The organism is Pseudomonas citrullilanati (assembly GCF_030580855.1).
GTDB lineage: Bacteria > Pseudomonadota > Gammaproteobacteria > Pseudomonadales > Pseudomonadaceae > Aquipseudomonas > Aquipseudomonas citrulli.
Genome location: NZ_JAUQOP010000002.1, coordinates 99,443 through 122,745, shown reverse-complemented (window position 1 = coordinate 122,745; position 23,303 = coordinate 99,443). Strand labels below are relative to the sequence as shown.

The 23,303-nt window shown below is 63.7% G+C and carries 24 protein-coding genes and 2 pseudogenes; 12 read left to right on the top strand and 14 right to left on the bottom strand.

The annotated features are described in order from the left end of the window. Nucleotides 1-8 precede the first annotated feature (8 nt). The 4 genes and pseudogenes from Q6A48_RS02055 to Q6A48_RS02040 form a co-directional block, all read right to left on the bottom strand. Nucleotides 9-755 (bottom strand): annotated as a pseudogene (locus Q6A48_RS02055) (uroporphyrinogen-III synthase); the annotation flags it as partial. Beyond that, entirely contained in the window at nt 752-1,693 is a 942-nt protein-coding gene (hemC, locus tag Q6A48_RS02050; protein ID WP_304551574.1) for a hydroxymethylbilane synthase, read from the bottom strand. The gene hemC and the pseudogene Q6A48_RS02055, both read right to left, overlap by 4 nt. A gap of 137 nt (nt 1,694-1,830) precedes the next feature. Then, nucleotides 1,831-2,577 carry a LytR/AlgR family response regulator transcription factor gene (locus Q6A48_RS02045; RefSeq protein ID WP_304551573.1) on the bottom strand — a complete coding sequence of 249 codons (747 nt, stop codon included), beginning with the start codon at nt 2,575-2,577 and terminating at the stop codon, nt 1,831-1,833. After that, nucleotides 2,574-2,768, bottom strand: a pseudogene (locus Q6A48_RS02040) (sensor histidine kinase); the annotation flags it as partial. The gene Q6A48_RS02045 and the pseudogene Q6A48_RS02040, both read right to left, overlap by 4 nt. A 276-nt stretch (nt 2,769-3,044) precedes the next feature. Between Q6A48_RS02040 and argH the strand changes: the two are divergent. Next, entirely contained in the window at nt 3,045-4,439 is a 1,395-nt protein-coding gene (argH, locus tag Q6A48_RS02035) for an argininosuccinate lyase (protein WP_304551572.1), read from the top strand. A gap of 126 nt (nt 4,440-4,565) precedes the next feature. Here argH and Q6A48_RS02030 read toward each other — a convergent pair whose 3' ends face one another. Further along, nucleotides 4,566-5,225, bottom strand: a complete 660-nt coding sequence (locus tag Q6A48_RS02030) for a glutathione S-transferase family protein (RefSeq protein WP_304551571.1) — start codon at nt 5,223-5,225, stop codon at nt 4,566-4,568. Nucleotides 5,226-5,349: 124 nt separating this feature from the next. Between Q6A48_RS02030 and Q6A48_RS02025 the strand changes: the two genes are divergently transcribed. From Q6A48_RS02025 to Q6A48_RS02015, 3 genes are all read left to right on the top strand, one after another. Next, nucleotides 5,350-5,634: a hypothetical protein gene (locus tag Q6A48_RS02025; RefSeq protein WP_304551570.1), complete on the top strand. Its 285-nt coding sequence runs from the start codon at nt 5,350-5,352 to the stop codon at nt 5,632-5,634. A 280-nt stretch (nt 5,635-5,914) separates the two neighbouring features. Further along, nucleotides 5,915-6,160: a TIGR02647 family protein gene (locus Q6A48_RS02020; RefSeq protein ID WP_041022651.1), complete on the top strand. Its 246-nt coding sequence runs from the start codon at nt 5,915-5,917 to the stop codon at nt 6,158-6,160. 173 nt (nt 6,161-6,333) lie between these two features. Then, a complete protein-coding gene (locus Q6A48_RS02015; RefSeq protein WP_304551569.1) occupies nt 6,334-9,177 on the top strand; it encodes a class I adenylate cyclase in 2,844 nt (947 codons plus the stop codon). 13 nt (nt 9,178-9,190) lie between these two features. Here the strand turns inward: Q6A48_RS02015 and rnk are convergent, their stop codons facing one another. The 3 genes from rnk to cyaY form a co-directional block, all read right to left on the bottom strand. Then, nucleotides 9,191-9,601, bottom strand: a complete 411-nt coding sequence (gene rnk, locus Q6A48_RS02010) for a nucleoside diphosphate kinase regulator (protein WP_304551568.1) — start codon at nt 9,599-9,601, stop codon at nt 9,191-9,193. A gap of 301 nt (nt 9,602-9,902) precedes the next feature. After that, on the bottom strand, nt 9,903-10,121 hold the full coding sequence (locus Q6A48_RS02005) for a DUF1289 domain-containing protein (RefSeq protein ID WP_304551567.1): 219 nt from the start codon (nt 10,119-10,121) through the stop codon (nt 9,903-9,905). A gap of 4 nt (nt 10,122-10,125) precedes the next feature. Continuing rightward, nucleotides 10,126-10,458 carry an iron donor protein CyaY gene (gene cyaY / locus Q6A48_RS02000; RefSeq protein ID WP_304551566.1) on the bottom strand — a complete coding sequence of 111 codons (333 nt, stop codon included), beginning with the start codon at nt 10,456-10,458 and terminating at the stop codon, nt 10,126-10,128. Nucleotides 10,459-10,642: 184 nt separating this feature from the next. Between cyaY and lptM the strand changes: the two genes are divergently transcribed. Genes lptM through Q6A48_RS01970 form a run of 6 tightly spaced genes read left to right on the top strand, consistent with a single transcriptional unit; the run spans nt 10,643 to nt 15,251 of the window. Next, nucleotides 10,643-10,816: an LPS translocon maturation chaperone LptM gene (gene lptM, locus Q6A48_RS01995; protein WP_304551565.1), complete on the top strand. Its 174-nt coding sequence runs from the start codon at nt 10,643-10,645 to the stop codon at nt 10,814-10,816. Between the two features lie 9 nt (nt 10,817-10,825). Further along, a complete protein-coding gene (gene lysA, locus Q6A48_RS01990) occupies nt 10,826-12,073 on the top strand; it encodes a diaminopimelate decarboxylase (protein ID WP_304551564.1) in 1,248 nt (415 codons plus the stop codon). Nucleotides 12,074-12,077: 4 nt separating this feature from the next. Further along, a complete protein-coding gene (dapF, locus tag Q6A48_RS01985) occupies nt 12,078-12,908 on the top strand; it encodes a diaminopimelate epimerase (protein WP_304551563.1) in 831 nt (276 codons plus the stop codon). Between the two features lie 14 nt (nt 12,909-12,922). Next, a complete protein-coding gene (locus Q6A48_RS01980; RefSeq protein WP_304551562.1) occupies nt 12,923-13,648 on the top strand; it encodes a DUF484 family protein in 726 nt (241 codons plus the stop codon). 2 nt (nt 13,649-13,650) lie between these two features. Further along, nucleotides 13,651-14,550, top strand: coding sequence for a tyrosine recombinase XerC (xerC, locus tag Q6A48_RS01975; protein ID WP_304551561.1), 900 nt, complete (start codon nt 13,651-13,653; stop codon nt 14,548-14,550). After that, entirely contained in the window at nt 14,547-15,251 is a 705-nt protein-coding gene (locus tag Q6A48_RS01970) for an HAD family hydrolase (protein ID WP_304551560.1), read from the top strand. Before xerC ends, Q6A48_RS01970 begins: the two co-directional genes overlap by 4 nt. Nucleotides 15,252-15,449: 198 nt before the next feature. On the opposite strand, the gene sutA is transcribed toward Q6A48_RS01970, so the two are convergent. From sutA to glnK, 4 genes are all read right to left on the bottom strand, one after another. Continuing rightward, nucleotides 15,450-15,773 (bottom strand): dormancy-specific transcriptional regulator SutA, encoded by a 324-nt coding sequence (sutA, locus tag Q6A48_RS01965; RefSeq protein WP_304551559.1) that lies wholly within the window; start codon nt 15,771-15,773, stop codon nt 15,450-15,452. Between the two features lie 101 nt (nt 15,774-15,874). Then, nucleotides 15,875-16,300: a secondary thiamine-phosphate synthase enzyme YjbQ gene (locus Q6A48_RS01960; RefSeq protein WP_304551558.1), complete on the bottom strand. Its 426-nt coding sequence runs from the start codon at nt 16,298-16,300 to the stop codon at nt 15,875-15,877. Between the two features lie 212 nt (nt 16,301-16,512). After that, entirely contained in the window at nt 16,513-17,847 is a 1,335-nt protein-coding gene (locus Q6A48_RS01955; protein WP_304551557.1) for an ammonium transporter, read from the bottom strand. Between the two features lie 33 nt (nt 17,848-17,880). Then, complete coding sequence (gene glnK, locus Q6A48_RS01950) at nt 17,881-18,219, bottom strand: P-II family nitrogen regulator (RefSeq protein ID WP_002555808.1); 339 nt, start codon at nt 18,217-18,219, stop codon at nt 17,881-17,883. A 413-nt stretch (nt 18,220-18,632) separates the two neighbouring features. On the opposite strand from glnK, the gene Q6A48_RS01945 reads away from it, so the two are divergent. Both Q6A48_RS01945 and Q6A48_RS01940 read left to right on the top strand, forming a co-directional pair. Continuing rightward, the gene (locus Q6A48_RS01945; protein WP_304551556.1) at nt 18,633-18,893 is read left to right on the top strand and encodes an accessory factor UbiK family protein; all 261 of its coding nucleotides are present in this window, start codon (nt 18,633-18,635) and stop codon (nt 18,891-18,893) included. Between the two features lie 355 nt (nt 18,894-19,248). Then, the gene (locus tag Q6A48_RS01940) at nt 19,249-20,742 is read left to right on the top strand and encodes a YifB family Mg chelatase-like AAA ATPase (protein WP_304551555.1); all 1,494 of its coding nucleotides are present in this window, start codon (nt 19,249-19,251) and stop codon (nt 20,740-20,742) included. 6 nt (nt 20,743-20,748) lie between these two features. On the opposite strand, the gene Q6A48_RS01935 is transcribed toward Q6A48_RS01940, so the two are convergent. Beyond that, nucleotides 20,749-21,963, bottom strand: coding sequence for an aldose 1-epimerase family protein (locus Q6A48_RS01935; protein ID WP_304551554.1), 1,215 nt, complete (start codon nt 21,961-21,963; stop codon nt 20,749-20,751). 443 nt (nt 21,964-22,406) lie between these two features. Then, nucleotides 22,407-23,129, bottom strand: a complete 723-nt coding sequence (locus Q6A48_RS25940; RefSeq protein WP_369811651.1) for a methyl-accepting chemotaxis protein — start codon at nt 23,127-23,129, stop codon at nt 22,407-22,409. Nucleotides 23,130-23,303: the final 174 nt, after the last annotated feature.

Below are 23,303 nucleotides of genomic sequence, written 5' to 3'. Positions count from 1 at the left end.
ACGGAGTGTTCCCGTAACGCCGCCAGCAAAGCCGCGGCGCTGGCGCCACGACAATCCACAACTGTTCGGGCCCCGGCGGCACGCGCCATCTCGGCAACCCTCGGGCTTGGAACAAACAACGGCAACCGTGCCAGCGTCGGCCAGGCATCGCCGGCCAACCGCTGCAGATGCTCCAGGCCCTGCCCACTGCTGACCACCAGTGCGTTCAAGCGTTCCGCTTCGACCCGCGCCGGCAGTTCGCCATCGGCGTAGTGAGGGAGGTGGCGTCGGTACAACTCCAGGTAATCGACACTAGCACCTTGCTCGCGCAAACGCTCTGCCAGCAAGCCGCGCCCGCCTTCGCCGCGCACGATCAGGACCCGCGCATCAGGCCGGCTGACAGCCTGGCGCAACGCGGCGAGTTCGAGCAAGGCTTCGCTGTCGTCACCGTGGTCGGGATAGAAAACCGTGAGGCCGGCGTCGGCGAGGATCTGCCCGGTGGCCGCCCCCACGCTGAACCAAGGTTGATCGGGCGGTTCGGGCCAGAATGGGCGCAGCCGTTCGAGGCACAGGCGTGCGGCGGGCTTGCTGACCACGATCACCGCACGATATTGATCCAGGGCCTGGAGGGTCGCGCGCCCGGCATCCGACAGCGGAATTGGCTCGATCGCCAGCAACGGCAGGCTGCTGCTGAAAATGCCGGCATCGGCCAGGGTCGCCGCCAAGGCCGACGACTCATCCTCCGGCCGCGTGAGCAGCAGCCGCCAGCCCGTCACGCGTGGCCCGCCTCGCCGTAGACCGCCTTGAGAATGTCGGCGGCGCCCTGGCTCAGCAGATCCTCGGCAACCCGCACCCCCAGGGCCTCGGCATCGCGGCGCGGCGCCCGGGCCTCGGCACTGAGCAACCGGCCGCCATTGGGATCGCCCACCAGGCCACGCAACCAGACCTGTTCGCCTTCCAGCACGGCGTAACAGGCGATCGGCACCTGGCAACCGCCGTTCAAATGCTTGTTGAGGGCCCGCTCGGCGAACACCCGGGTGGCGGTGTCCTCGTGGTGCAACGGTGCGAGCAAGGCATGGATGTCGCTGTCGGCGCGGCGGCATTCGATGCCCACGGCACCTTGTCCACCCGCCGGCAGGCTGTCGTCGACGCTGATGGCCGAGGTGATGCGGTCTTCGAATCCCAGGCGGATCAGGCCGGCGGCGGCGAGGATGATCGCGTCGTACTCGCCGGCATCGAGCTTGGCCAGGCGCGTGTTCACGTTGCCCCGCAGGAAACGGATTTGCAGGTCCGGGCGGCGCGTCAGCAATTGCGCCTGGCGACGCAGGCTGGAAGTGCCCACCACGCTGCCGGCAGGCAGTGCCTCGAGGCTGGCGAATGTATTGGACACGAAGGCGTCGCGTGGGTCTTCCCGCTCGCAAATACAAAACAGGCCCAGGCCTTCGGGGAAGTCCATGGGCACGTCTTTCATCGAATGCACGGCGATGTCGGCTTCGTTGTCCAGCAACGCGGTTTCCAGTTCCTTGACGAACAGGCCCTTGCCGCCGATCTTCGACAGGGGTGAGTCGAGCAGCTTGTCGCCGCGACTGACCATGGGCACAAGGGTCACGACCAGCCCGGGATGAGCAGCTTGCAGACGGGCTTTGACGTATTCGGCCTGCCAGAGGGCCAGGGCACTTTTACGGGTGGCGATGCGGATCTCGCGAGGGGACATGGATCAATCCGTACTTAAAAGATACGGCAGATAATAACAGTTCAGTCAGAACCGCTTTGATTTGAATCACGACCCCAAGGCCTCCCTGGCCGCCAATGTCCTGGAAATGAAAGGTCTCGAACGCCCCACGTCCCGGGCTAAAGCTGCTGCATCATCTTGCGCACGCCGGCCACGTGTCGCCGGCTGACGATCAGCGCATCGCCGTTGAGGCCCTTGAGGAAGAGTTGGAAATGCCCCAGGGGGGTGCGTTGCAAGCGCTCGATCCGCTCGCGCGCCACCAGGGCGTTGCGGTGGATGCGGACAAAGCGCTCGCCGAACTCATCCTCGAGGGCCTTGAGCGGCTCGTCCAGCAACACCTCGCCACTTTCATGGCGCAAGGTCACGTACTTGTGGTCGGCAATGAAGTAGACCACCTGGTTCAACGGGATCAACTCGATGCCTTTGCGGGTTCGCGCACTGATGTGGCTGCGCGGGCCGCTGCCGCTTTCGGCGGCCGGCCGGGTCAGCGCCGCCAATTGCACGCGATTGGGTCGCTCGGCCTTGCGCAAGGCATCGGGCAAGGCCTCGGATGCCACCGGCTTGACCAGATGACCCACGGCACTGGCCTGCAGGACCTCGGGCGGGAAGTCCTCCCGGGCGGTACAGAACACCACCGCAGGCGGCGACTCTCGTTCGCACAACTTCGCCGCGACCTGCAGGCCATCCAGGCCAGGCATGCGGATGTCGAGCAGCACGATATCCGGCTTGTGGCTGTCGATAAGGGCCAATGCCTCTTCGCCATTGGTGGCGCTCGGCTCCAGGACACTGTAACCCTCGAGTTCGCCAACCATTCGGCTCAGGCGCTCGCGGGCCAGTGGTTCGTCATCAACGATCAGGACATTCATATTGCGCTGGATTCCTGCGTGAGTCTCGCACAAGGATAGCGTAGACAGGGGAAGTGACATCCGTCACCGCGATCCACGCTAAGACTCGCTCGAGGGCCAAAAAGTGCCGCGAGGCGGTTGCCTATCTTTACCAGCGCTTGCCTACCGATGCTCGAGGCCCGTTGTCGCACGGCGTCGCCGTAGGGATTGTTCGGTTTCGATCTGACCAATATGGAGCACCCCCTGTTTGATCCGGCCTAATCGCCATGCATGGATGAAGAAAAGCAAACACCTATCGTCCACTGTAGACGGTTGCCACGACGATATTGCTCAATCGGAAAATATCGTTGTGCAGAAAACCGCCCCGAGAGCCCGGTCCACGGGCGAAAAACCTGGCGACCAGTGCCAGCGCCAGCCCCGGCAACCCTGTTATCATCCGCCGCAGCCTTCAACCGTTACCTTTTCCACAGCCGATCACGAGCGAATTCATGAGCACTGACAAGACCAATCAGTCCTGGGGCGGCCGCTTCAGTGAACCCGTCGACGCCTTCGTCGCCCGCTTCACCGCCTCCGTCAACTTTGACCAGCGCCTGTATCGCCACGACATCATGGGCTCGATCGCCCACGCCACCATGCTGGCCAAGGTCGGCGTGCTGACCGATGCCGAGCGCGACAGCATCATCGACGGCCTCAAGACCATCCAGGCTGAAATCGAGGCCGGCCAGTTCGACTGGCGCGTCGACCTCGAAGACGTGCACATGAACATCGAAGCGCGCCTGACCGACCGCATCGGCGTGACCGGCAAGAAGCTGCACACCGGCCGCAGCCGCAACGACCAGGTCGCCACCGACATCCGCCTGTGGCTGCGCGACGAGATCGACCTGATCCTGGCCGAGATCACCCGCCTGCAAAAAGGCCTGCTGGAACAGGCCGAACGCGAGGCCGACAGCATCATGCCGGGCTTCACGCACCTGCAGACCGCGCAACCGGTGACCTTCGGGCACCACATGCTGGCCTGGTTCGAGATGCTCAGCCGCGATTACGAGCGCCTGGTCGACTGCCGCAAGCGCGCCAACCGCATGCCCCTGGGCAGCGCCGCGCTGGCCGGCACCACCTACCCGATCGACCGTGCCTACACCGCCCAGCTGCTGGGCTTCGACGCCGTGGGCGGCAACTCGCTGGACAACGTCTCGGACCGCGATTTCGCCATTGAATTCTGCGCCGCCGCGAGCATCGCGATGATGCACCTGTCGCGTTTCTCCGAAGAGCTGGTGCTGTGGACCAGCGCGCAATTCCAGTTCATCGACCTGCCGGATCGCTTCTGCACCGGCAGCTCGATCATGCCGCAAAAGAAGAACCCGGACGTCCCGGAGCTGGTGCGCGGCAAGAGCGGCCGGGTGTTCGGCGCGCTGATGGGCTTGCTGACCCTGATGAAAGGCCAGCCGCTGGCCTACAACAAGGACAACCAGGAAGACAAGGAACCGCTGTTCGACGCCGCCGACACCCTGCGCGACTCGCTGCGGGCCTTCGCCGACATGATCCCGGCCATCAAGCCCAAGCATGCGGTCATGCGCGAAGCGGCCCTGCGTGGCTTCTCGACCGCCACCGACCTGGCCGACTACCTGGTGCGCCGTGGCCTGCCTTTCCGCGACTGCCATGAAATCGTCGGGCACGCGGTCAAGTACGGCGTGGACAGCGGCAAGGACCTGGCGGAGATGAGCCTGGATGAACTGCGCCAGTTCAGCGACCAGATCGAGCAGGACGTGTTCGCGGTGCTGACCCTGGAAGGCTCGGTCAATGCCCGCGACCATATCGGCGGCACCGCGCCGGCTCAGGTCAAGGCGGCGGTCGTGCGCGGCCAGGCGTTGCTCGCCGGCCGCTAAAGCCAAAAGCATCGCGAGCAAGCTCGCTCCCACAGTGGATCTGCAATGGTCACAAGTTTTGTGAACACTGCAGATCCACTGTGGGAGCGAGCTTGCTCGCGATGGCTCACTTCAAACGCAAAAAACTCACTTCTTGGCAGCAATCATCGCCAAAAAGGTCGGCATCTCTGCCTCCCTGTCCGCCGCGATGCGCTGTACGTTGGCGTTCTGCCCCAGGCGCTCCATGAGCGCCCGCGCCGCCGGCATGTCCGCCAGCAAATCGATATCGAAGAGCTTCTTGCCCACTTGCAAGGCCAGCGAAACGCTGTAGTAGAAATACAGGTCGGCGATGCTCAGGCTGTCACCCGCCACAAAGGGCGAGAATTTTCCGTGCCGGCCCAGCGAGGCAAAGCCCAGCAACAATTCGGTCTTGCTCTTTTCCTTGATCGCATCGGGTACCGACTTGCCGAAGAAGGCCTCGGCGTAGCAGGCACGACCCGGCAATTCGATGTACAGCTCGATCTCCCTGCACAGCGCCAGCACCTGGGCGCGCTCGAACGGGTCGGCAGGCAACAGGGCCTTTCCCGGCTGGGTTTGCTCGATGTATTCGAGGATGACACTGGTCTCGTTGATAAAGCCCTGCTCGGTCTTCAGCACCGGCACTTTGCCGCGCGGGCTGATGGCCAGGGTTTCCGGAGTCTGGCTGCCAAAGAACGGCACCTCTTCGAAGGGCAGGCCTTTCTCCAGCAACGCCAGCTTGACCATGTTGTAGTAATTACTGACAGAGAAACCATAAAGCTTGAGCATTACAAAGCCTCCAGGCCGTGCGGGGTTGGCAGCCTAGCGTTATAGACTGCCGTGGTGTTTCTCGCCAGGCGCATCACGCTGCTGAATGCAGGTAGACTGGCAACCTTTCTCCCAGGAGCCGGCCATGAGCGAGCCAACCGATATCGATAACGACGAAGAAGAATTCGTCGAGAACACGCTGATCCAGGCCATCGAAAACCAGATCGAAAGTGATAACCCGCCAGCGGCCAAGGCCACGTTCAACAAATTGACCCTGGTGGGTTATGAGCGCGACGACATTCTCAACCTGATGGCCCACGTGCTGGCGGTGGAAATCGACGCGATCCTGGAAGAAGACCGCCCGTTCAACACCCAGTGGTACGAAGCCGCATTGCGCGCCTTGCCCGAGCTGCCGCCGGAAAAAAACTGAACGACGGGCAAAGTTGCTTCTGTGGCGAGGGGATTTAGCGAAACGTCGCTCCACCCCGCTGGACTGCGCAGCAGGCCCAAAATCGGAATGAGGCCAATTTTTAGGGCCGCTTCGCGCCCAGCGGGGATAAATCCCCTCGCCACAGGGTGTGTTGCCTGACAGAACACTGGCCCCCCTCACCCAAAACAAAAAAAGCATGACACTGAGACTGGACAGCTCGGCCGAGTGCGCTCACCTTAGTGACGCTGTCGACCCAATTCCTAGAAAGTCTGGAGTCCTTATGTCGCTTACCCCTGAGTTGGTTGCCGAACTGGAAATCCTTGCACTCTTCAACCTGGACAGTTCCCAGGAAGGCTTGAAAATCCATCAGACCGCTGCCCCCAAGGCGATTGCCGCCGCCCAACGCCTGTACGAAAAAGAGCTGATCACCCAGCCCGACGGTGGTTACCTGACCAGCCTGGGCCGGGACGCCGCGCAGAATGTCCAAACCGTCCTGACGATCCTCAGCGTTCAAGAAGCCGCCTGATCCCCTGTCGCCCACGGAAATCCGCCTCGTTGGATTTCCGCAGGCGCGGGCGCCTTGTGTGAAAATTCCGACACTCAAATCGACTTTCAGCTTAAGAATTCCCGCCGCCGGACGCTAAACTGCCATCACCCCTGATTTCCCACGTTCGACGCCGCGAGCCGGTTTGAGCCGACATGACCCGCAACCATGAAATACGCCCTGATCTGGACGAGGGAATCGACCGCAAGGTCCTGAGCCAGTTGCGCGCACGTTTTCTCAAGTTCAACAGCGTCCGCATGGAGCGCGCCCTGGAAGGCTTGTCCTCTCGCCAGCAAGGCGTGCTGACGCTGCTGCCGCTGTTCTTCCACGTCAATCATCCGCTGCTGCCCGGCTACGTGTCCGGCAGCACGCCGGCGGGGTTGTCGAACTACGAGCCCGACGCCAGCGTACTCGCCGAGGCCCAGCGGCTGACCCGCTCGTTTTCCTACAAGCCGCGCCATGGCAGCAACCCGCCGCGGCCGATTCTCGGCCTGTTCCTGATGGGCAGCCTCGGCACCCTCGCCCAGGCCGACCAGAGCGACATGGACGTGTGGGTTTGCCATGGGCCGGACCTGAGCGACGACGAACTGGCCGAGTTGCGCAAGAAATGCCAATTGCTCGAAGCCTGGGCGGCGACCCAGGGCGCCGAGGCGCATTTTTTCCTGATCGACCCGGTGCGTTTCGTGCGGGGCGAGCGCGACAACCAGCTCAGCTCCGACGATTGCGGCACGACCCAGCACTACCTGCTGTTGGACGAGTTCTACCGCACCGCGATCTGGCTGGCCGGGCGTACGCCCATCTGGTGGCTGGTGCCGGTCTACGAAGAAGACAACTATGAGCAATACACCCATACGTTGCTCTCCAAGCGTTTCATTCGTGCCGACGAGACACTCGACCTGGGTCATATGGCCTACATCCCGCCGGGCGAATTCATCGGCGCCGGGCTCTGGCAGTTGTTCAAAGGCATCGAATCGCCCTACAAGTCCGTGCTCAAGTTGCTGCTGACCGAGGTCTATGCCAGCGAACACCCGGATGTCCGCTGCCTGAGCCTGCGCTTCAAGCAGGCGGTGTTCGCCAATCGCCTGGACCTGGAAGAGCTGGACCCGTACATGGTGGTCTACCGCCGCCTCGAGGAATACCTCAATGCCCGTGGCGAACCGGAGCGCCTGGAACTGATCCGCCGGGCGCTGTACCTGAAGGTCAACCGCAAGCTCACCGGCCAGGTGCGCAGCGGCGGCTGGCAACGGGTGCTGCTCGAACGCCTGGCCCGGGAATGGGGCTGGGACCAGCGCCAATTGGCGCTGCTGGACAGCCGCAGCCAATGGAAAGTCCGGCAGGTCAGCCATGAGCGGCGGGCGTTGGTCAACGAACTGACCCACAGCTACCGCTTCCTGTCCCAGTTCGCCCGCACCGAGAAAACCGTCAGCCTGATCAACAAGCGTGACCTCAACGTTCTGGGGCGGCGGCTGTACGCGGCGTTCGAGCGCAAGGCCGACAAGGTCGAGTTCATCAACCCCGGCATCGCCCCGGACCTGGCCGAAGACACCCTGACCCTGGTCCAGTCGCCGAACAAGAAAGAGCCCGGGCAAAACCAGTGGGGGCTGTACAACGGCAGCCTCAACGCCCTGGAGTGGGAAAACTTCGCGCCGATCAAGCGCAGCCGCGAGCTGTTGGAACTGCTGACCTGGTGCCATCGCAACGGGGTGATCGACAGCAGCACGCGCCTGGCCCTGCACCCCGGTAGCAGCGACCTGAGCGAGTTCGAGCTGTTCAACCTGCTGGGCAGCCTGCAACAGACCATCGCCCTGCCCCTGGCCACGGTGGATGAAGAGCAGCTCCTGCGCGCCGCCGTACCCAGCGAGGTGCTGATCCTGGTGAACGTCGGTGTCGATCCGCTCAAGCATCACCGCGACCTGAATATCCTCATGACCACCGAGCGCACCGATTCCCTGAGCTACGCCGGGGTCCGGGAAAACCTGGTGCTGACCCTCGACCAGGTCACCCTCAACAGCTGGAATGAAGTGCTGGTCAACCGCTTCGACGGCGAGCACGCGCTGCTCGATTGCCTGCGCGACTACCTCAACGACCTGCCCCTGGCGCGAAGCCAGCCACGCTTGCAGGTGCGCTGCTTCTGCCACAACCGCGCTCAGTTCATCGCACGGCGGGTCGAAGAAGTCTTCGAAACCGCCCAGGCCCTGCTGCTGAGCAGGCTCAACTACCGTTACCTGCTCCAGGTCCAGCAGCATTATCACGTGCTCGAACTGCTGCCCGGCCAGGTCAATCACGTGGCGTTGGCCAGCCAATCGGCGCTGATGGATTACCTGGGCGAAGAACTGAGCGCCTACAGCCCGCTGCACCTGGACCCGATGGCCCTGGAAGACCACGACCTGGCGCTGGTCCTGCCCATGGGGCAGCCCGAATGCATCCAGGTGTTCTACCGGGTCAACGAAGACGATGCCGACCTGTACGTGCTCGATGAGCTCAACGCCCTCTGGCAACAACGCTTGCCATACCACGACGAACACAGCCTGCTGGTGCCGTTGCAGCGTTTCCTGCAATCGGTGCTGTACCGCCGCGACGCCCTGCTGCCGATAGATGCCGCCCAGCCGTTGCCCCTGGAAACCCTGTATTACCAACTCCTGCCGTCAGGCCCTGGCCGGGCGCGGCGGATCGAGTCGCGACAAGCGCCGCAGACACCGCAGAACAAGCCGTTCTATGACGTGCAGGCGATCATCGGCAAGGCCACCCACGGACAGGTGCACGTCACGCTGTACTGCGACCAGCAGGAGTTTTCCGAATTGGAGCATGGCGACCAGCTGTTCCGTGTGGTCGCCAGGGAGATCGTCGAACAGCGTCGCGAAGCCCAGCGCTATCGTTGCTACATCACCGACCTGGACCTCTCGGGGCTGGTGGGTGACGGCGCCTGCTCAAGCAACCTGTACTTGCGCTACAAGGCCGACCTCGAGCGCGCCCTGAACGAGGCGCTGGCCCTGGTCTGACGCGCCCGGGCACTCAGAGGTGGAAATCACCACCGGCCTCGGGCTGGTATTCGACATCCAGCAAGGTCAACTTCAGCGTCTTGCCGCCCGGCGCCGGCCAGTCGATGTGCTGGCCGACCTTCAGGCCCAGCAGGGCGCTGCCCACTGGTGCCAGGATCGAGATCTTGCCTTCGTCGGCATTGGCGTCCTGCGGGTAGACCAGCGTCAGGCGATAGTCCTTGCCGCTGCTTTCTTCACGGCAGTGCACCCGCGAATTCATGGTCACGACATCGGCCGGCACTTCATCGTGGCCCACCAGGGCCTCGGCGCGATCCAGTTCGGTCTGCAGCGCGATGACGCCCGGCAAGGTTTCATCGAGGCTGTCGATCAGGCGCTCCAGACGCTGTACGTCCAGGCGGGTCAGGGTGATGGAAGGTGCGGTCATGATTCAGGCAGACTCCTTTCTTCTGCACGAAAAAAGCAAAACCCCGCCACAGGAAGACGGGGTTTTCACGGGCCTCGAATGAGGTGAGGCATTGCCGGACACTACCACAGCTCAATAAATAAACAAGTCGGGGCGGATATACCCAGGTCTTGGATAGGGCATGCCCTGTGGCGAGGGGATTTATCCCCGCCGGGCCACGAAGCGGCCCTAGAACCTGCTCTCCTGCCTGACAGGCTGATCGTATTCAACGCCTCTTGAGACTGCTTCGCAGTCCGACGGGGATAAATCCCCTCGCCACAAACTATCCTGCAGACTTGCGCCTGAGCGCCTCGGCACAGATCACCCGCCGACGCGCGTCATCGGCCGAGCGCCATTCACGGATGTCTTCCACGTGACGGAAACAGCCGCGACAGACCTTCTGCTCGTCCAGCTTGCACACGCCGGTGCACGGCGACGGCACAGCCGGGCTGACGTTGCTGTAGAGCGGCTTGGGCGGACGGGCCGCGGCGGTCTGGCTCACGCTGTCACAGGCCTTCGAAATCGAGCTTCACGCCGGCCTGCACCTCGACAATGCGCACGAGCATCTCGCCCAGTTGCTCCTCGCTCTTGTCGCAAAGCCAGCGCTCGCTTTCCTGGTCGTAGTCGAAGTGGAAGCCGCCGGACACCGCCGCCAGCCACAACTGGCGCAGCGGCTCCTGGCGGCTGAAGATCAACTGGCTGCCGTTCTCGAACTTGACGGTGAGCACGCCGCCGGAGGTTTCCAGGTCGACGTCCAGCTCACTGTCGTCGAACACATCTTCCAGCGTTTGCTGGGTCGCATCGACCAGATCGTGGAAACGGGCTTCACTCAAACTCATTGCGGCAACCTCGAAAATGTCAGCTCATGCTCAAGCGCCGCAAGATACGGGCGCTGCCTGATGATTGCAAAGGATAACCCATCGCCGACCACCAGCGCCGCCGGACGGGCGCCCCGTTGCATAGGCAAGGCGCCGGGTGGCCGGTATACTCCGGCGCAATTAATGCATTTTCAAGGATTTCGCCATGAAGCGCCTGATCTCTTCCCTTGCTGCGCTCGTCGCGGTTGCCTGCCTTGTAACGGCCTGTGGTCAGAAAGGTCCGCTGTACCTGCCCGACGACAGCAAGTCCCCCGAAGAGCAGGCCAAGTCGTCGCAATCCAAGGCCCACGCGCACGACACCCACACCACCACTTACTAAGGGAACGCCATGGACGCTTTTAACTACCGTGGCGGGGAGCTGTTCGCGGAAGGGGTTGCCCTGTCCGCGATCGCCGAGCGCTTCGGCACGCCGACCTATGTGTATTCCCGTGCCCATATCGAAGCCCAGTACCGGACGTTCGCCGACGCCCTCGCCGGCATGCCGCACCTGGTGTGTTTCGCCGTCAAGGCCAACTCCAACCTGGGCGTACTCAACGTCCTGGCGCGCCTGGGCGCCGGTTTCGACATCGTTTCCGGCGGCGAACTCGAACGCGTACTGGCCGCGGGCGGCAGCGCCGACAAGATCGTCTTCTCCGGCGTCGGCAAGACCCGCGAAGACATGCGCCGCGCCCTGGAAGTGGGGGTGCACTGCTTCAACATCGAATCCACCGACGAACTCGAACGCCTGCAGGTCGTGGCCGCCGAGCTGGGCGTCCGCGCGCCGATCTCCCTGCGCGTGAACCCGGACGTCGACGCCGGCACCCATCCGTACATTTCCACCGGCCTCAAGGAAAACAAGTTCGGCATCGCCATCGCCGACGCCGAGGACGTCTACGTGCGCGCCGCCCAGCTGCCGAACCTGGAAGTGCTGGGCGTCGATTGCCACATCGGCTCTCAACTGACCACCCTGGAGCCCTTCCTCGACGCCCTCGACCGCCTGCTGGCGCTGGTCGACCGCCTCGGCGACTGCGGCATCTACCTGCGCCACATCGACCTCGGTGGCGGTGTCGGCGTGCGCTATCGCGACGAAGAGCCGCCCCAGGTGGCCGACTACATCAAGACCGTGCGCGAGCGCCTCGAAGGCCGTGACCTGGCGCTGATGTTCGAGCCAGGCCGCTACATCGTGGCCAACGCCGGGGTGCTGCTGACCGAGGTCGAATACCTCAAGCACACCGAGCACAAGGATTTCGCCATCGTCGACGCGGCCATGAACGACCTGATCCGCCCGGCGCTGTACCAGGCCTGGATGGACGTGACGGCCGTGCGCCCGCGCGACGGTGCGACCCGCCACTACGACATCGTCGGGCCGATCTGCGAAACCGGTGACTTCCTGGCCAAGGGCCGGGAGCTCGCGCTGGCCGAAGGCGACCTGCTGGCCGTGCATTCGGCCGGCGCCTACGGGTTTGTCATGAGTTCCAACTACAACACCCGCGGCCGCTGTGCCGAGGTGCTGGTGGACGGTGAGCAGGCCTTCGAAGTGCGTCGCCGCGAGACGGTAGCCGAGTTGTTTGCCGGCGAAAGCCTGCTGCCGGAGTAAAACCATGCTGCTGCGTTTTACCAAGATGCACGGCCTGGGCAACGACTTCATGGTCCTCGACCTGGTCAGCCAGCACGCGCACATTTTGCCCAAGCATGCCAAGCAATGGGGCGACCGGCACACCGGTATCGGCTTCGACCAGTTGCTGATCGTCGAGGCGCCGACCAATCCGGACGTGGACTTCCGCTACCGGATCTTCAACGCCGATGGCTCGGAAGTGGAGCAATGCGGCAACGGCGCGCGCTGCTTCGCCCGCTTCGTGCTGGACAAGCGCCTGACCGCCAAGCGGCAGATCCGCGTCGAGACCAAGGGCGGCATCATCGAGCTGGATGTGCGCAACGACGGCCAGATCAGCGTCAACATGGGCGCCCCGCGCCTGGTGCCGGCGGACATTCCGTTCCAGGCACCGACCCAGGCGCTGAGTTACCCGGTGGACGTCGACGGCACCACGGTGGAACTGGCCGCGGTGTCCATGGGCAACCCCCATGCGGTGCTGCGCGTGACCGATATCAACAACGCACCGGTGCATGACCTGGGGCCGAAGATCGAACACCATCCGCGCTTTCCCGCGCGGGTGAACGTCGGGTTCCTGCAAGTCATCGACCGTCACCGCGCGCAATTGCGCGTGTGGGAACGCGGCGTCGGGGAAACCCAGGCCTGCGGCACCGGGGCCTGTGCAGCCGCCGTTGCGGCGATCAGCCAGGGGTGGATGGATTCGCCGTTGCTGATCGACCTGCCTGGCGGACGCCTGTCCATCGAATGGGCGGGCCCTGGCCAGCCGGTGATGATGACCGGCCCGGCAGTGCGCGTATACGAAGGACAAGTTCGTCTTTGAGTGAGCCAACCCCCATGACCGACAAGCCACAGGTTCCAGCCACGCCGCCCACCGATGCGCCGAGCCAGCTCCCGGAAGCCGCGGCGGTGGCCGCCTACCTGGAGGCCCATCCGGACTTCTTCGTCGGGCACGAAGAGTTGCTGGCGACGATGCGCATCCCTCACCGGCGCGGCGACACCGTCTCGCTGGTGGAGCACCAGATGAAGATCCTGCGCGAGCGCAACATCGAAATGCGCCACCGTCTTTCCCACCTGATGGACGTCGCCCGGGACAACGACCGGCTGTTCGACAAGACCCGTCGGCTGATCCTCGCGCTGATGGACGCCAACACCCTCGAAGACCTGGTCATGAGCGTCGAAGACAACTTGCGCCAGGATTTCCAGGTGCCCTTCGTCAGCCTGATCCTGTTCGGCGACAACGCCATGCCAGTGGGTCGCTGGGTGACCCACGCCGAAGCGCAGACCGCCATTGGCGGCCTGCTCACGGAAAACAAGAGTGTCAGTGGCAGCCTGCGCGAACATGAGCTGGACTTCCTGTTCGGCGAAGAGCAGCGCAAGCAGATCGGCTCCACCGCCGTCGTCGCCATCGCCCACCAGGGCGTCCACGGCGTGCTGGCCATCGCCAGCCGCGACCCGCAGCACTACAAGAGCTCGGTGGGCACGCTGTTTTTGAGCTACATCGCCGAAGTCACCGGCCGCGTGCTGCCACGGGTCGCCGGTTCGCTGCGCTCGGTACGCTGACCATGGAACGGCAACTGGACGCCTACTGCGAGCACCTGCGCAGTGAGCGCCAGGTGTCGCCCCACACGCTGGCGGCCTATCGCCGCGACCTGGACAAAGTGCTGGGCTGGTGCCAGAAGCAGAACATCGGCAGCTGGTCTGCGCTGGACATCCAGCGCCTGCGCAGCCTGGTCGCGCGCCTGCATCAACAAGGTCAATCCTCCCGCAGCCTGGCGCGCCTGTTGTCGGCGGTGCGCGGCCTGTACCAGTACCTCAACCGCGAAGGCCTCTGCGATCACGACCCCGCCACCGGCCTGGCGCCGCCCAAGGGCGAACGTCGGCTGCCCAAGACCCTCGACACCGATCGCACCCTGCAATTGCTCGAAGGCGCCGTCGAGGATGACTTCCTGGCGCGGCGGGACCAGGCGATCCTCGAACTGTTCTATTCTTCCGGGCTCAGGCTTTCGGAACTGACCGGGCTGAACCTGGACCAGTTGGACCTCGCCGATGGCATGGTCCAAGTGCTCGGCAAAGGCAGCAAGACCCGCCTGTTGCCCATCGGTCGCAAGGCCCGTGAGGCACTGGAGCAGTGGCTGCCGCTGCGGGCGCTGACCAACCCCGCCGACGACGCGGTATTCGTCAGCCAGCGGGGCCGGCGCCTCGGCCCCCGGGCGATCCAGTTGCGGGTCAAGGCCGCCGGCGAGCGCGAGCTGGGGCAGAACCTGCACCCGCACATGCTCAGGCATTCCTTCGCCAGCCACCTGCTGGAGTCCTCCCAGGACTTGCGTGCCGTCCAGGAACTGCTCGGCCATTCGGACATCAAGACCACACAGATCTATACCCACCTGGACTTCCAGCACCTGGCGACGGTCTATGACAGTGCCCACCCCCGGGCCAAACGCATCAAGGGCGACGAATCATGACCATCAAGCTCATCACTTTCGACCTGGACGACACCCTGTGGGACACCGCCCCGGTGATCGCCAGCGCCGAGGCCGTCCTGCGCCAATGGCTGACCGACCACGCGCCGAGCCTGGGGGGCGTACCGGTGGAGCATCTCTGGGCGATTCGCGAGCAGGTACTGCGTGAAGAACCAGACCTGAAACACCGCATCAGTGCATTGCGCCGGCGGGTGTTGTTCCGTGCGTTGCAGGAAGCCGGGTATGACCAGTGGCAAGCCTCGGAACTGGCGGACCAGGGGTTCGAGACGTTCCTGCACGCCCGCCATCAATTGGAGATCTTTCCCGAGGTGGCGCCCACCCTGGAAATCCTCGCCAATCAGTTCGCCCTCGGCGTGGTCACCAATGGCAATGCCGACGTGCGCCGCCTGGGGCTGGCGGACTACTTCACGTTTGCCCTGTGCGCCGAGGACATCGGCATCGCCAAGCCCGACGCCCGGCTGTTCCACGAAGCCCTGCAACGCGGCGGCGCCACCGCGCAGACCGCCGTGCACGTCGGCGACCACCCCGGCGACGACATCGCCGGCGCCCAACAGGCCGGCCTGCGTGCGGTGTGGTTCAACCCGACAGGCAAGGCTTGGGAGGCCGACCACGCACCGGACGCCGAGATCCGCAGCCTGGGCGAATTGCCAGGGTTGTTGGCGGGCTGGCATGGCCAACGCTGAACCTGCGGGCTCACGGCCGCCTGTGGGAGCAAGCCTGCCCGCGAAGGCGGTTTCATATTCAACAAATGGGCTGACTGATACACCGCCTTCGCGGGCCAGCCCGCTCCCACAAGGGAGGCGCCTGGCCTGAAGACTTTATCGCGCCCATGAAAAAGCCCGCAGCGACGGCGGGCTTTTTCAGCAAGCAAGAAGCAGAACTCAAATAGGGCGGCTGCCGTATTTGTTGTCGGGTTTCTTGGGCGGATCGGCGACCACGTTGGCCTCCACTTCCTGCACCTTTCCACCCCGGGCCAGGAATTCCTCCATGGCCTTGGCGAGTGCGTCACGCTCCTTGTTCTTGGCCTCTACGCTGGGCAACTCGTCGACCGACACCGCGGCCTTGGCCTTGCCTTTGGCGGTTGGGGCCGGGACGTCGACGCCATCGTCATCGGCAACGTCTTCAGCTGCCGCTTCCAGGCCTTCTTCGGTCTCGTCTTCGTCGCCTACTTCGAGGTCGTCGTTTTCCAGATCATCGTCGCTCATGTTCTACCTCATGACTTGCGAAAAGCAGATTAGTTATAGCCCAGCTTTACCCTCTGTTCGAAGGCTGCCAGAAAAAATTCAACATCGCCGTCAACCAGCGGTCATGCCCCTTCACCGTATAGCGTGGCGAGGACTTTACGAGCACCGCCATGATCACGGTGCTCGCCCAGATAAACACCTTGCCAGGTCCCCAGCGCCAGCCGTCCCGCCGTCACCGGCAGGGTGAGCTGGCACCCGAGCACGCTCGCCTTGAAGTGCGCCGGGAGGTCGTCCAGGCCTTCGTCGTTGTGCTCGTAACCGGCGGCTCCTTGTGGGATCAGCCGATTGAAAAATCGTTCGAAGTCTCGACGTACCGCCGGATCGGCGTTCTCGTTGATCGTCAACGAGGCCGAGGTGTGCTGCAGCCACAGATGCAACAGACCGACACGACATGCCTGGAGTTCAGGCAGGCCGGCGAGCAACTCGTCCGTCACCAGGTGAAAGCCCCGGGGCCTGGCCCGCAGGGTAATCAGCGTCTGTTGCCACATACACTTCTCCGCACGCTCGGCGCGCATTCTAGCGCGCTCTGGAAAAAAACAAAGGGCCTAATATTCTTGCCGCTACGTAAGCCTTTGGCGGTAGAAAAATCATGTCGCCTATACAACAAAAGGCGTCGGAAAAACCGGCCGGCCTTATGGGCAATGACAAACGCCAGGCAAAAAAATGCCCGGCGAACCGGGCATTTTTTAACGCGTGTCGCTTACAGGTTGTAGCCACGCTCGTTGTGCTGGGCCAGGTCCAGGCCCACTGCCTCTTCTTCCTCGGAGACACGCAGGCCCATGACGGCGTCCAGGACCTTGAGGATGATGAAGGTGACGATCGCGGTGTAGATCACCGTGAAGCCCACGCCTTTGACTTGAATCCACACTTGCGCGGCAATGTCGGTCACGGTGCCGAAGCCACCCAGGGCCGGGGCGGCGAATACACCGGTCAGGATCGCGCCGAGGATACCGCCGATGCCGTGCACGCCGAAGGCGTCCAGGGAGTCGTCATAGCCGAGCTTGCGCTTGAGGGTGGTGGCGCAGAAGAAGCACAACACGCCCGCCGCCAGGCCGATGACCAGGGCGCCCATCGGGCCCACGGTACCGGCAGCTGGCGTGATCGCCACCAGGCCAGCGACCACGCCCGAGGCGATGCCCAGTGCGCTTGGCTTGCCGTGGGTGATCCACTCGGCAAACATCCAGCCCAGTGCCGCGGCGGCGGTGGCGATCTGGGTGACCAGCATCGCCATGCCGGCGGTGCCGTTGGCGGCGACGGCGGAACCGGCGTTGAAACCGAACCAGCCGACCCACAGCATTGCCGCACCCATCAGGGTGTAACCCAGGTTATGCGGTGCCATCGGCGTGGTCGGGAAGCCTTTGCGCTTGCCCAGTACCAGGCACGCCACCAGGCCCGCGATACCGGCGTTGATGTGCACCACGGTGCCGCCGGCGAAGTCCAGCACGCCCCAGTCCCACAACAGGCCGCCGTTACCGGACCAGACCATGTGCGCGATCGGCGCATAGACCAGGGTGAACCAGATGCCCATGAAGACCAGCATGGCGGAGAACTTCATGCGCTCGGCGAAGGCACCGACGATCAGGGCCGGGGTGATGATGGCGAACGTCATCTGGAAGGTGATGAACACCGCTTCGGGGAACAGCGCCGTCGGACCGGTGATGCTCGCCGGGGTCACGCCCGCCAGGAACGCCTTGCCGAAGCCGCCGACGAAGGAATTGAAGTTGACGACGCCCTGCTCCATGCCGGTGGTGTCGAACGCGATGCTGTAGCCGTAGATGACCCACAACACGCTGATCAGGCCGGTAATGGCAAAGCACTGCATCATCACGGAAAGCAGGTTCTTCGACCGGACCATGCCGCCGTAGAACAGCGCCAGGCCGGGAATGGTCATGAACAGTACAAGAATGGTGGCCGTCAGCATCCAGGCGGTGTCGCCAGAATTGAGGACAGGGGCTGCCGCTTCTTCCGCCATGGCCAGGCCAGGCATTACGAAGGACAACAGGGCTCCTAGCCCTGCGAATTTACGCAGAGTCATATTGTTTTCTCCTGGGGCGTTGGGTTTGGCGGCTTAGATGGCGTCGGTATCGGTTTCGCCGGTACGGATGCGAATAGCCTGTTCCAGATTGACCACGAAGATCTTGCCGTCACCGATCTTGCCGGTGTTGGCGGCCTTGGTGATCGCCTCGATCACTCGGTCCAGGTCCTTGTCGTCAATGGCGACGTCGATCTTCACCTTGGGCAGGAAATCGACCACGTATTCCGCGCCGCGATACAGCTCGGTGTGACCCTTCTGCCGACCGAAGCCTTTGACCTCAGTAACGGTAATGCCCTGCACGCCGATCTCGGACAACGACTCGCGCACGTCGTCCAACTTGAACGGCTTGATGATGGCAGTGACTAGCTTCATGAAACTTTCTCCCGAATTGGTGGACTTGCCCCAGGAAAACAAACCCGACTCAAGTCTAAGCGCAGTGCCTGGCTTTGTAACGCGCCGTCGGCCCAAGTTGCCCGACAGGTGCCAGCTAACCGATCCTGGCGAAGCTCCCCGCTTCGCCTGTTGCACTGCATTCGTCACAGCGACTGCATCAGTGCATGGGTCATCAGCCTCTAAGCAGAAACCTTGCCATCTGTGCGCAAACCCTCTGATTTCAATCCCTTACTCGCCATGCCCGGCGGCGCCAGGTGCCAAACCCCAGCGATACGCACAACAACAGTGCGAAGGTGCCCGTCCTCGTGCGCGAAAAGCGTGCAGCCCGGCCCGGGAAATGACCATGAACACTGCGTGGTACACTGCCCGCCATCGTTTCCAGGACACTTGCCATGCTTGCGCCAAAAGACCTCCTCGACGCCCTGAGCGGCCATGCCGCCCGTCTCATGAGCGGCGACACGCCATTGCCCAAGGGCGAAATCGAAAGCCAGTTCAGGGCCTTGTTGCAAAGCGGGTTCAGCAAACTGGACCTGGTGAGCCGGGAAGAATTCGACAGCCAGATGGTGGTGCTGGCCCGCACCCGGGCACGCCTGGAAAGCCTGGAGGCAAAGGTCGCCGAGCTGGAAGCGCGGTTGACACCGACGCCGGAGTGAATCGCACCGGGCGCAAGCTCGGGCATGCCTGGCTCCCGGCCGGAGTCTGAGACGAAAGCGGCTGACCAGCGTCTTGAAGGAGAGTGCCAGGCTGGACAGCGCCTGGCTCGAGGCATTGGTCTGGTTCGCCCCCGCCGCCATCATTGCCACGTATTGCCAACAATGGACGGCAGCGCATGAGCGTATGGATTTTTCAACGCTCGCGGGTCGAGCCCATGGCCTGCCTTGGGAGACTCATCGTTCTGCAACATCCAGCCAAGATTTACCCTTTCAACAGCCACACCGAAGCGCAGCGACACGACTAGTCTTCAAGGGCCGCAGGAGGCGGCTTCCCTATTCACTCAAGGAACGATTCATGTCGCTCGCCATCGTCCACAGCCGCGCCCAGGTGGGGGTGGCCGCCCCCGCCGTTACCGTTGAAGTTCATCTGGCCAACGGCCTGCCGTCGTTGACGATGGTCGGCCTGCCTGAAGCGGCGGTGAAGGAAAGCAAGGACCGGGTCCGTAGCGCGATCATCAATTCGGGGCTGAATTTCCCGGCCCGGCGCATCACCCTGAACCTGGCCCCGGCAGACCTGCCGAAGGATGGCGGGCGCTTCGACCTGGCCATTGCCCTGGGCATCCTGGCGGCCAGCGTGCAAGTTCCGACGCTGACCCTGGACGATGTGGAATGCCTGGGCGAGCTGGCGCTGTCCGGCGCGGTGCGTCCAGTGCGCGGGGTATTGCCAGCGGCGCTGGCAGCGCGCACGGCCGGACGCACGCTGATGGTGCCCCGGGCGAACGCCGAGGAAGCCTGCCTGGCATCGGGGTTGAAGGTGATCGCCGTGGATCACCTGCTGGAAGCCGTGGCCCACTTCAATGGCCACACCCCGGTGGCGCCTTATGTGTCCAACGGGTTGCTCTCAGCCAGCAAGCCGTATCCCGACCTGAATGAAGTACAAGGCCAGGCCGGGGCCAAGCGCGCCCTGTTGATCGCCGCCGCCGGGGCTCACAACCTGCTGTTCAGCGGGCCACCGGGAACCGGCAAGACCTTGCTCGCGAGCCGCCTGCCCGGCCTGCTGCCGCCGCTGGCCGAGAGCGAAGCCCTGGAAGTCGCGGCGATCCAGTCGGTGGCCAGTTGCGTGCCATTGAGTCATTGGCCGCAGCGCCCGTTTCGCCAGCCCCATCACTCCGCTTCCGGCCCGGCGCTGGTGGGTGGCGGGTCCAAGCCGCAACCCGGGGAAATCACCCTCGCCCACCACGGCGTGCTGTTCCTCGATGAGTTGCCGGAGTTCGACCGCAAGGTCCTGGAGGTCTTGAGGGAGCCGCTGGAGTCAGGGCATATCGTGGTGTCCCGCGCCCGTGACCGGGTGCGCTTTCCCGCGCGTTTCCAATTGGTGGCGGCGATGAATCCCTGCCCCTGCGGCTACCTGGGCGAGCCCAGCGGGCGTTGCGCCTGCACGCCGGACATGGTGCAGCGCTACCGCAACAAGCTCTCCGGCCCGTTGCTGGACCGCATCGACCTGCACCTGACCGTCGCCCGGGAAGCCACGGCCCTGAACCCCAAGCGCGAGTCCGCCGACGACACCGCCAGCGTCGCCCGGCAGGTGGCCCAGGCCCGCGAGCATCAGCACCAGCGCCAAGGTTGTGCGAACGCCTTCCTCGACCTGCCGGCCCTGCGCCGCCATTGCCAGTTATCCAGCACCGATGAAGCCTGGCTGGAAACCGCCTGCGAACGGCTGACCCTGTCGCTGCGGGCTGCCCACCGTTTGCTCAAGGTCGCCCGGACGCTGGCGGATCTTGAACAAGCGGGGAGCATTCGCCGTGAGCACCTGGCCGAAGCCTTGCAATACCGGCCCACGACGGCGTGAACGACCTCAGGACTTGGTCAGATCCACCAGCGGCGTCTCACGCACTTCGGTCTTCTGGCCGTTCTGGATGGCATCGACGCGCTTGAGGGCCTTGTCCACGGCCCCCTTGTCCGCCAGCAGGCTGTAGTGGATCTGGAACTGCCGGTGTTCCTTGGGCCCGATGGTCGGCACCAGGCCCAAGGGGCGTTGATAGTGGCGGTTATAGGAGAAGCTGGTGCCCGGCTCCAACCCGGTCACGTAGCCCTGGCCCTGGGTGTCGGTGTTTTTCCACAGGGAGAATACCGGGAGCGTGGCGGTGTTGAAGCCGACCGAGACACCGAGGCTGCCGGCCTTGTTGTGCAGCACGGTGAGCGTGTCGCCCTTGGCGTCGGCGTAGGGCACGACGTTGTAGACGGTTTCATCGTAATCCTTGGTGGGCGCGCGGTAGGTCTGCCAATCGGCCAGGTCACCCTTGGCCTTGTCGTTGAAGGGCGAGACCTGCTTGACCGGGGCCGCGAACCGCGCGCCCTGCTCCAGGAACGGCGTGCTGAAGTTGCTGTGGTACAGGGCCTGGTATTCCTTCGGATAATCGCCGTTGTTGGTGAGCGTGTCGCTGAGCGCGAACGTCACGCTGCCAGGCTCGGTCACCAGTTCGGTGTGCACCGAGAAGTCGACCTTCTTGAACGCCTGCTCCTTCAACTCACCCCGCAGGGTGATGGCGTAGGGAGGCTTTTCATCGATGTGCAGCGTGACCTTGTTGGCCGGGATGTTGGCGGCACGGCCGTGCAGGGTCAGCAGCTCGCCGTTATCCATGCCGGGATGGCCGACCCATTCGTAGCCACAGCGAGTGACCAACTCGTTGAACCCTTCGAGCCAACCCAGGCCACCGCGGCCATTGAGTTCGATGAACGCAGGGTTGACGACTTCCTTCACGGGCGAATCCCAGCCCATGCGCACATTCCCCACCGAAGCCTGCAGCACGTTCATGCCGCGGGTCGGCACGACCGAGAGCTTCAGGGTGCCGTTGTCGATATCGACCACGCTGACGCCTTCCTGACGACCACCGTGCAGGGTACGCATTGTCACGGAGAAGGGTTTGTCGGTCTTCACACCGAGCTGCTGGCTGGTGACTTGCCAGGGCTGAGCGGCTTTATCGGTGTCCAACAGGACGTAGTCCCACGCCATGGCGTGGGAGGCAGCGCCCAGGGCGCCGAGGGTCGCAAGCAGTTTGAGCGGAGTCATGGACTTGGCCTTTTATTGGAGTTGTGCCGTTTTTATAGACTTGAAGAAACGTTTCAGCAAGCTCAAAAGAGTCAATAATCTAAAAAAAGGAAGCATGCGATGTCGGTTGCCGGACTGGCGCCTTCGCGAGCAAGCTCGCTCCCACAGGGGCCTTTGAGTTGACCGGGAAACAGTGTTTGCCCCGATCTTGTGTGGGAGCGAGCCTGCTCGCGAAAGCGGTGGGTCGGCCGGCGGGAGGTTGGCAGGGATGGCGCCTTCGCGAGCAAGCTCGCTCCCACAGGGGCCTTTGGGTTGATCAGGAAACAGTGTTTGCCCCGATCCTGTGTGGGAGCGAGTCTGCTCGTGAAGCGGTGGGTCGGCTGGCGGAGGTTAGCAGGGATGGCGCCTTCGCGAGCAAGCTCGCTCCCACAGGGGAACGGACCTGCTCGCGACAGTCGTGGGTTTCAGCGGAACCGGTCGACTTCCTGGCGCAGGTCCTGGGCCAGTTTTTCCAATTCCTTGGCGGTGAGGGCCAGGTTGGAGACGACCTGGCGTTGCTCGCTGTTGGCCATGGCGATGCTCTGCAAGTTGCTGCTGAGCAAGGTCGCGGTGCTGCTTTGTTCCTGGGTGGCGGTGGTGATGGCAGCGAATTGCTGGCCGGCCGAGCGGCTCTGTTCATCGATGCGCGCCAAGGCCGAGGCCACATTGGCGTTGCGCGACAGGCCTTCCTGCATCAGCAGGTTGCCTTGTTCCATGGTACTGATGGCGTTGCCGGTTTCCTGCTGGATGCTGTTGATCATCCCGGAAATCTCGTCCGTGGCCTGACGGGTGCGTGACGCCAGGCTGCGGACCTCATCCGCCACAACGGCAAACCCGCGCCCTTGCTCGCCGGCACGGGCGGCTTCGATGGCGGCGTTCAAGGCCAGCAGGTTGGTCTGCTCGGCGATCGAGGTAATCACGCCCACGATGCCGCCGATTTCCTGGGAACGCTGGCCCAGGGTATTGATGACCGTGGCCGTGCTGTTCAGCGCACCGGCGATCTGTTCCAGGGACGACGAGGCTTCATCCATCGAGGTCCGGCCGATCCGCGTCTGCTGGGCGTTTTCCTGGGCCAGGCGCTCGGTATTGCCCATGTTGTCGGCGATGTTCAACGACGTCGCGCTGAACTCTTCCACCGCACCGGCCATGCTGGTGATCTCGCCGGACTGCTGCTCCATCCCCTCATACGCACCGCTGGACAACCCCGACAGGGCCTGGGCACGGCTGTTGACCTCCTCCGCAGCCTTGCGAATGTGCTCGACCATGGTCGACAAGGCCTGGCTCATCTGGTTGAACGCCCGGGCCAGTTGGCCGATTTCGTC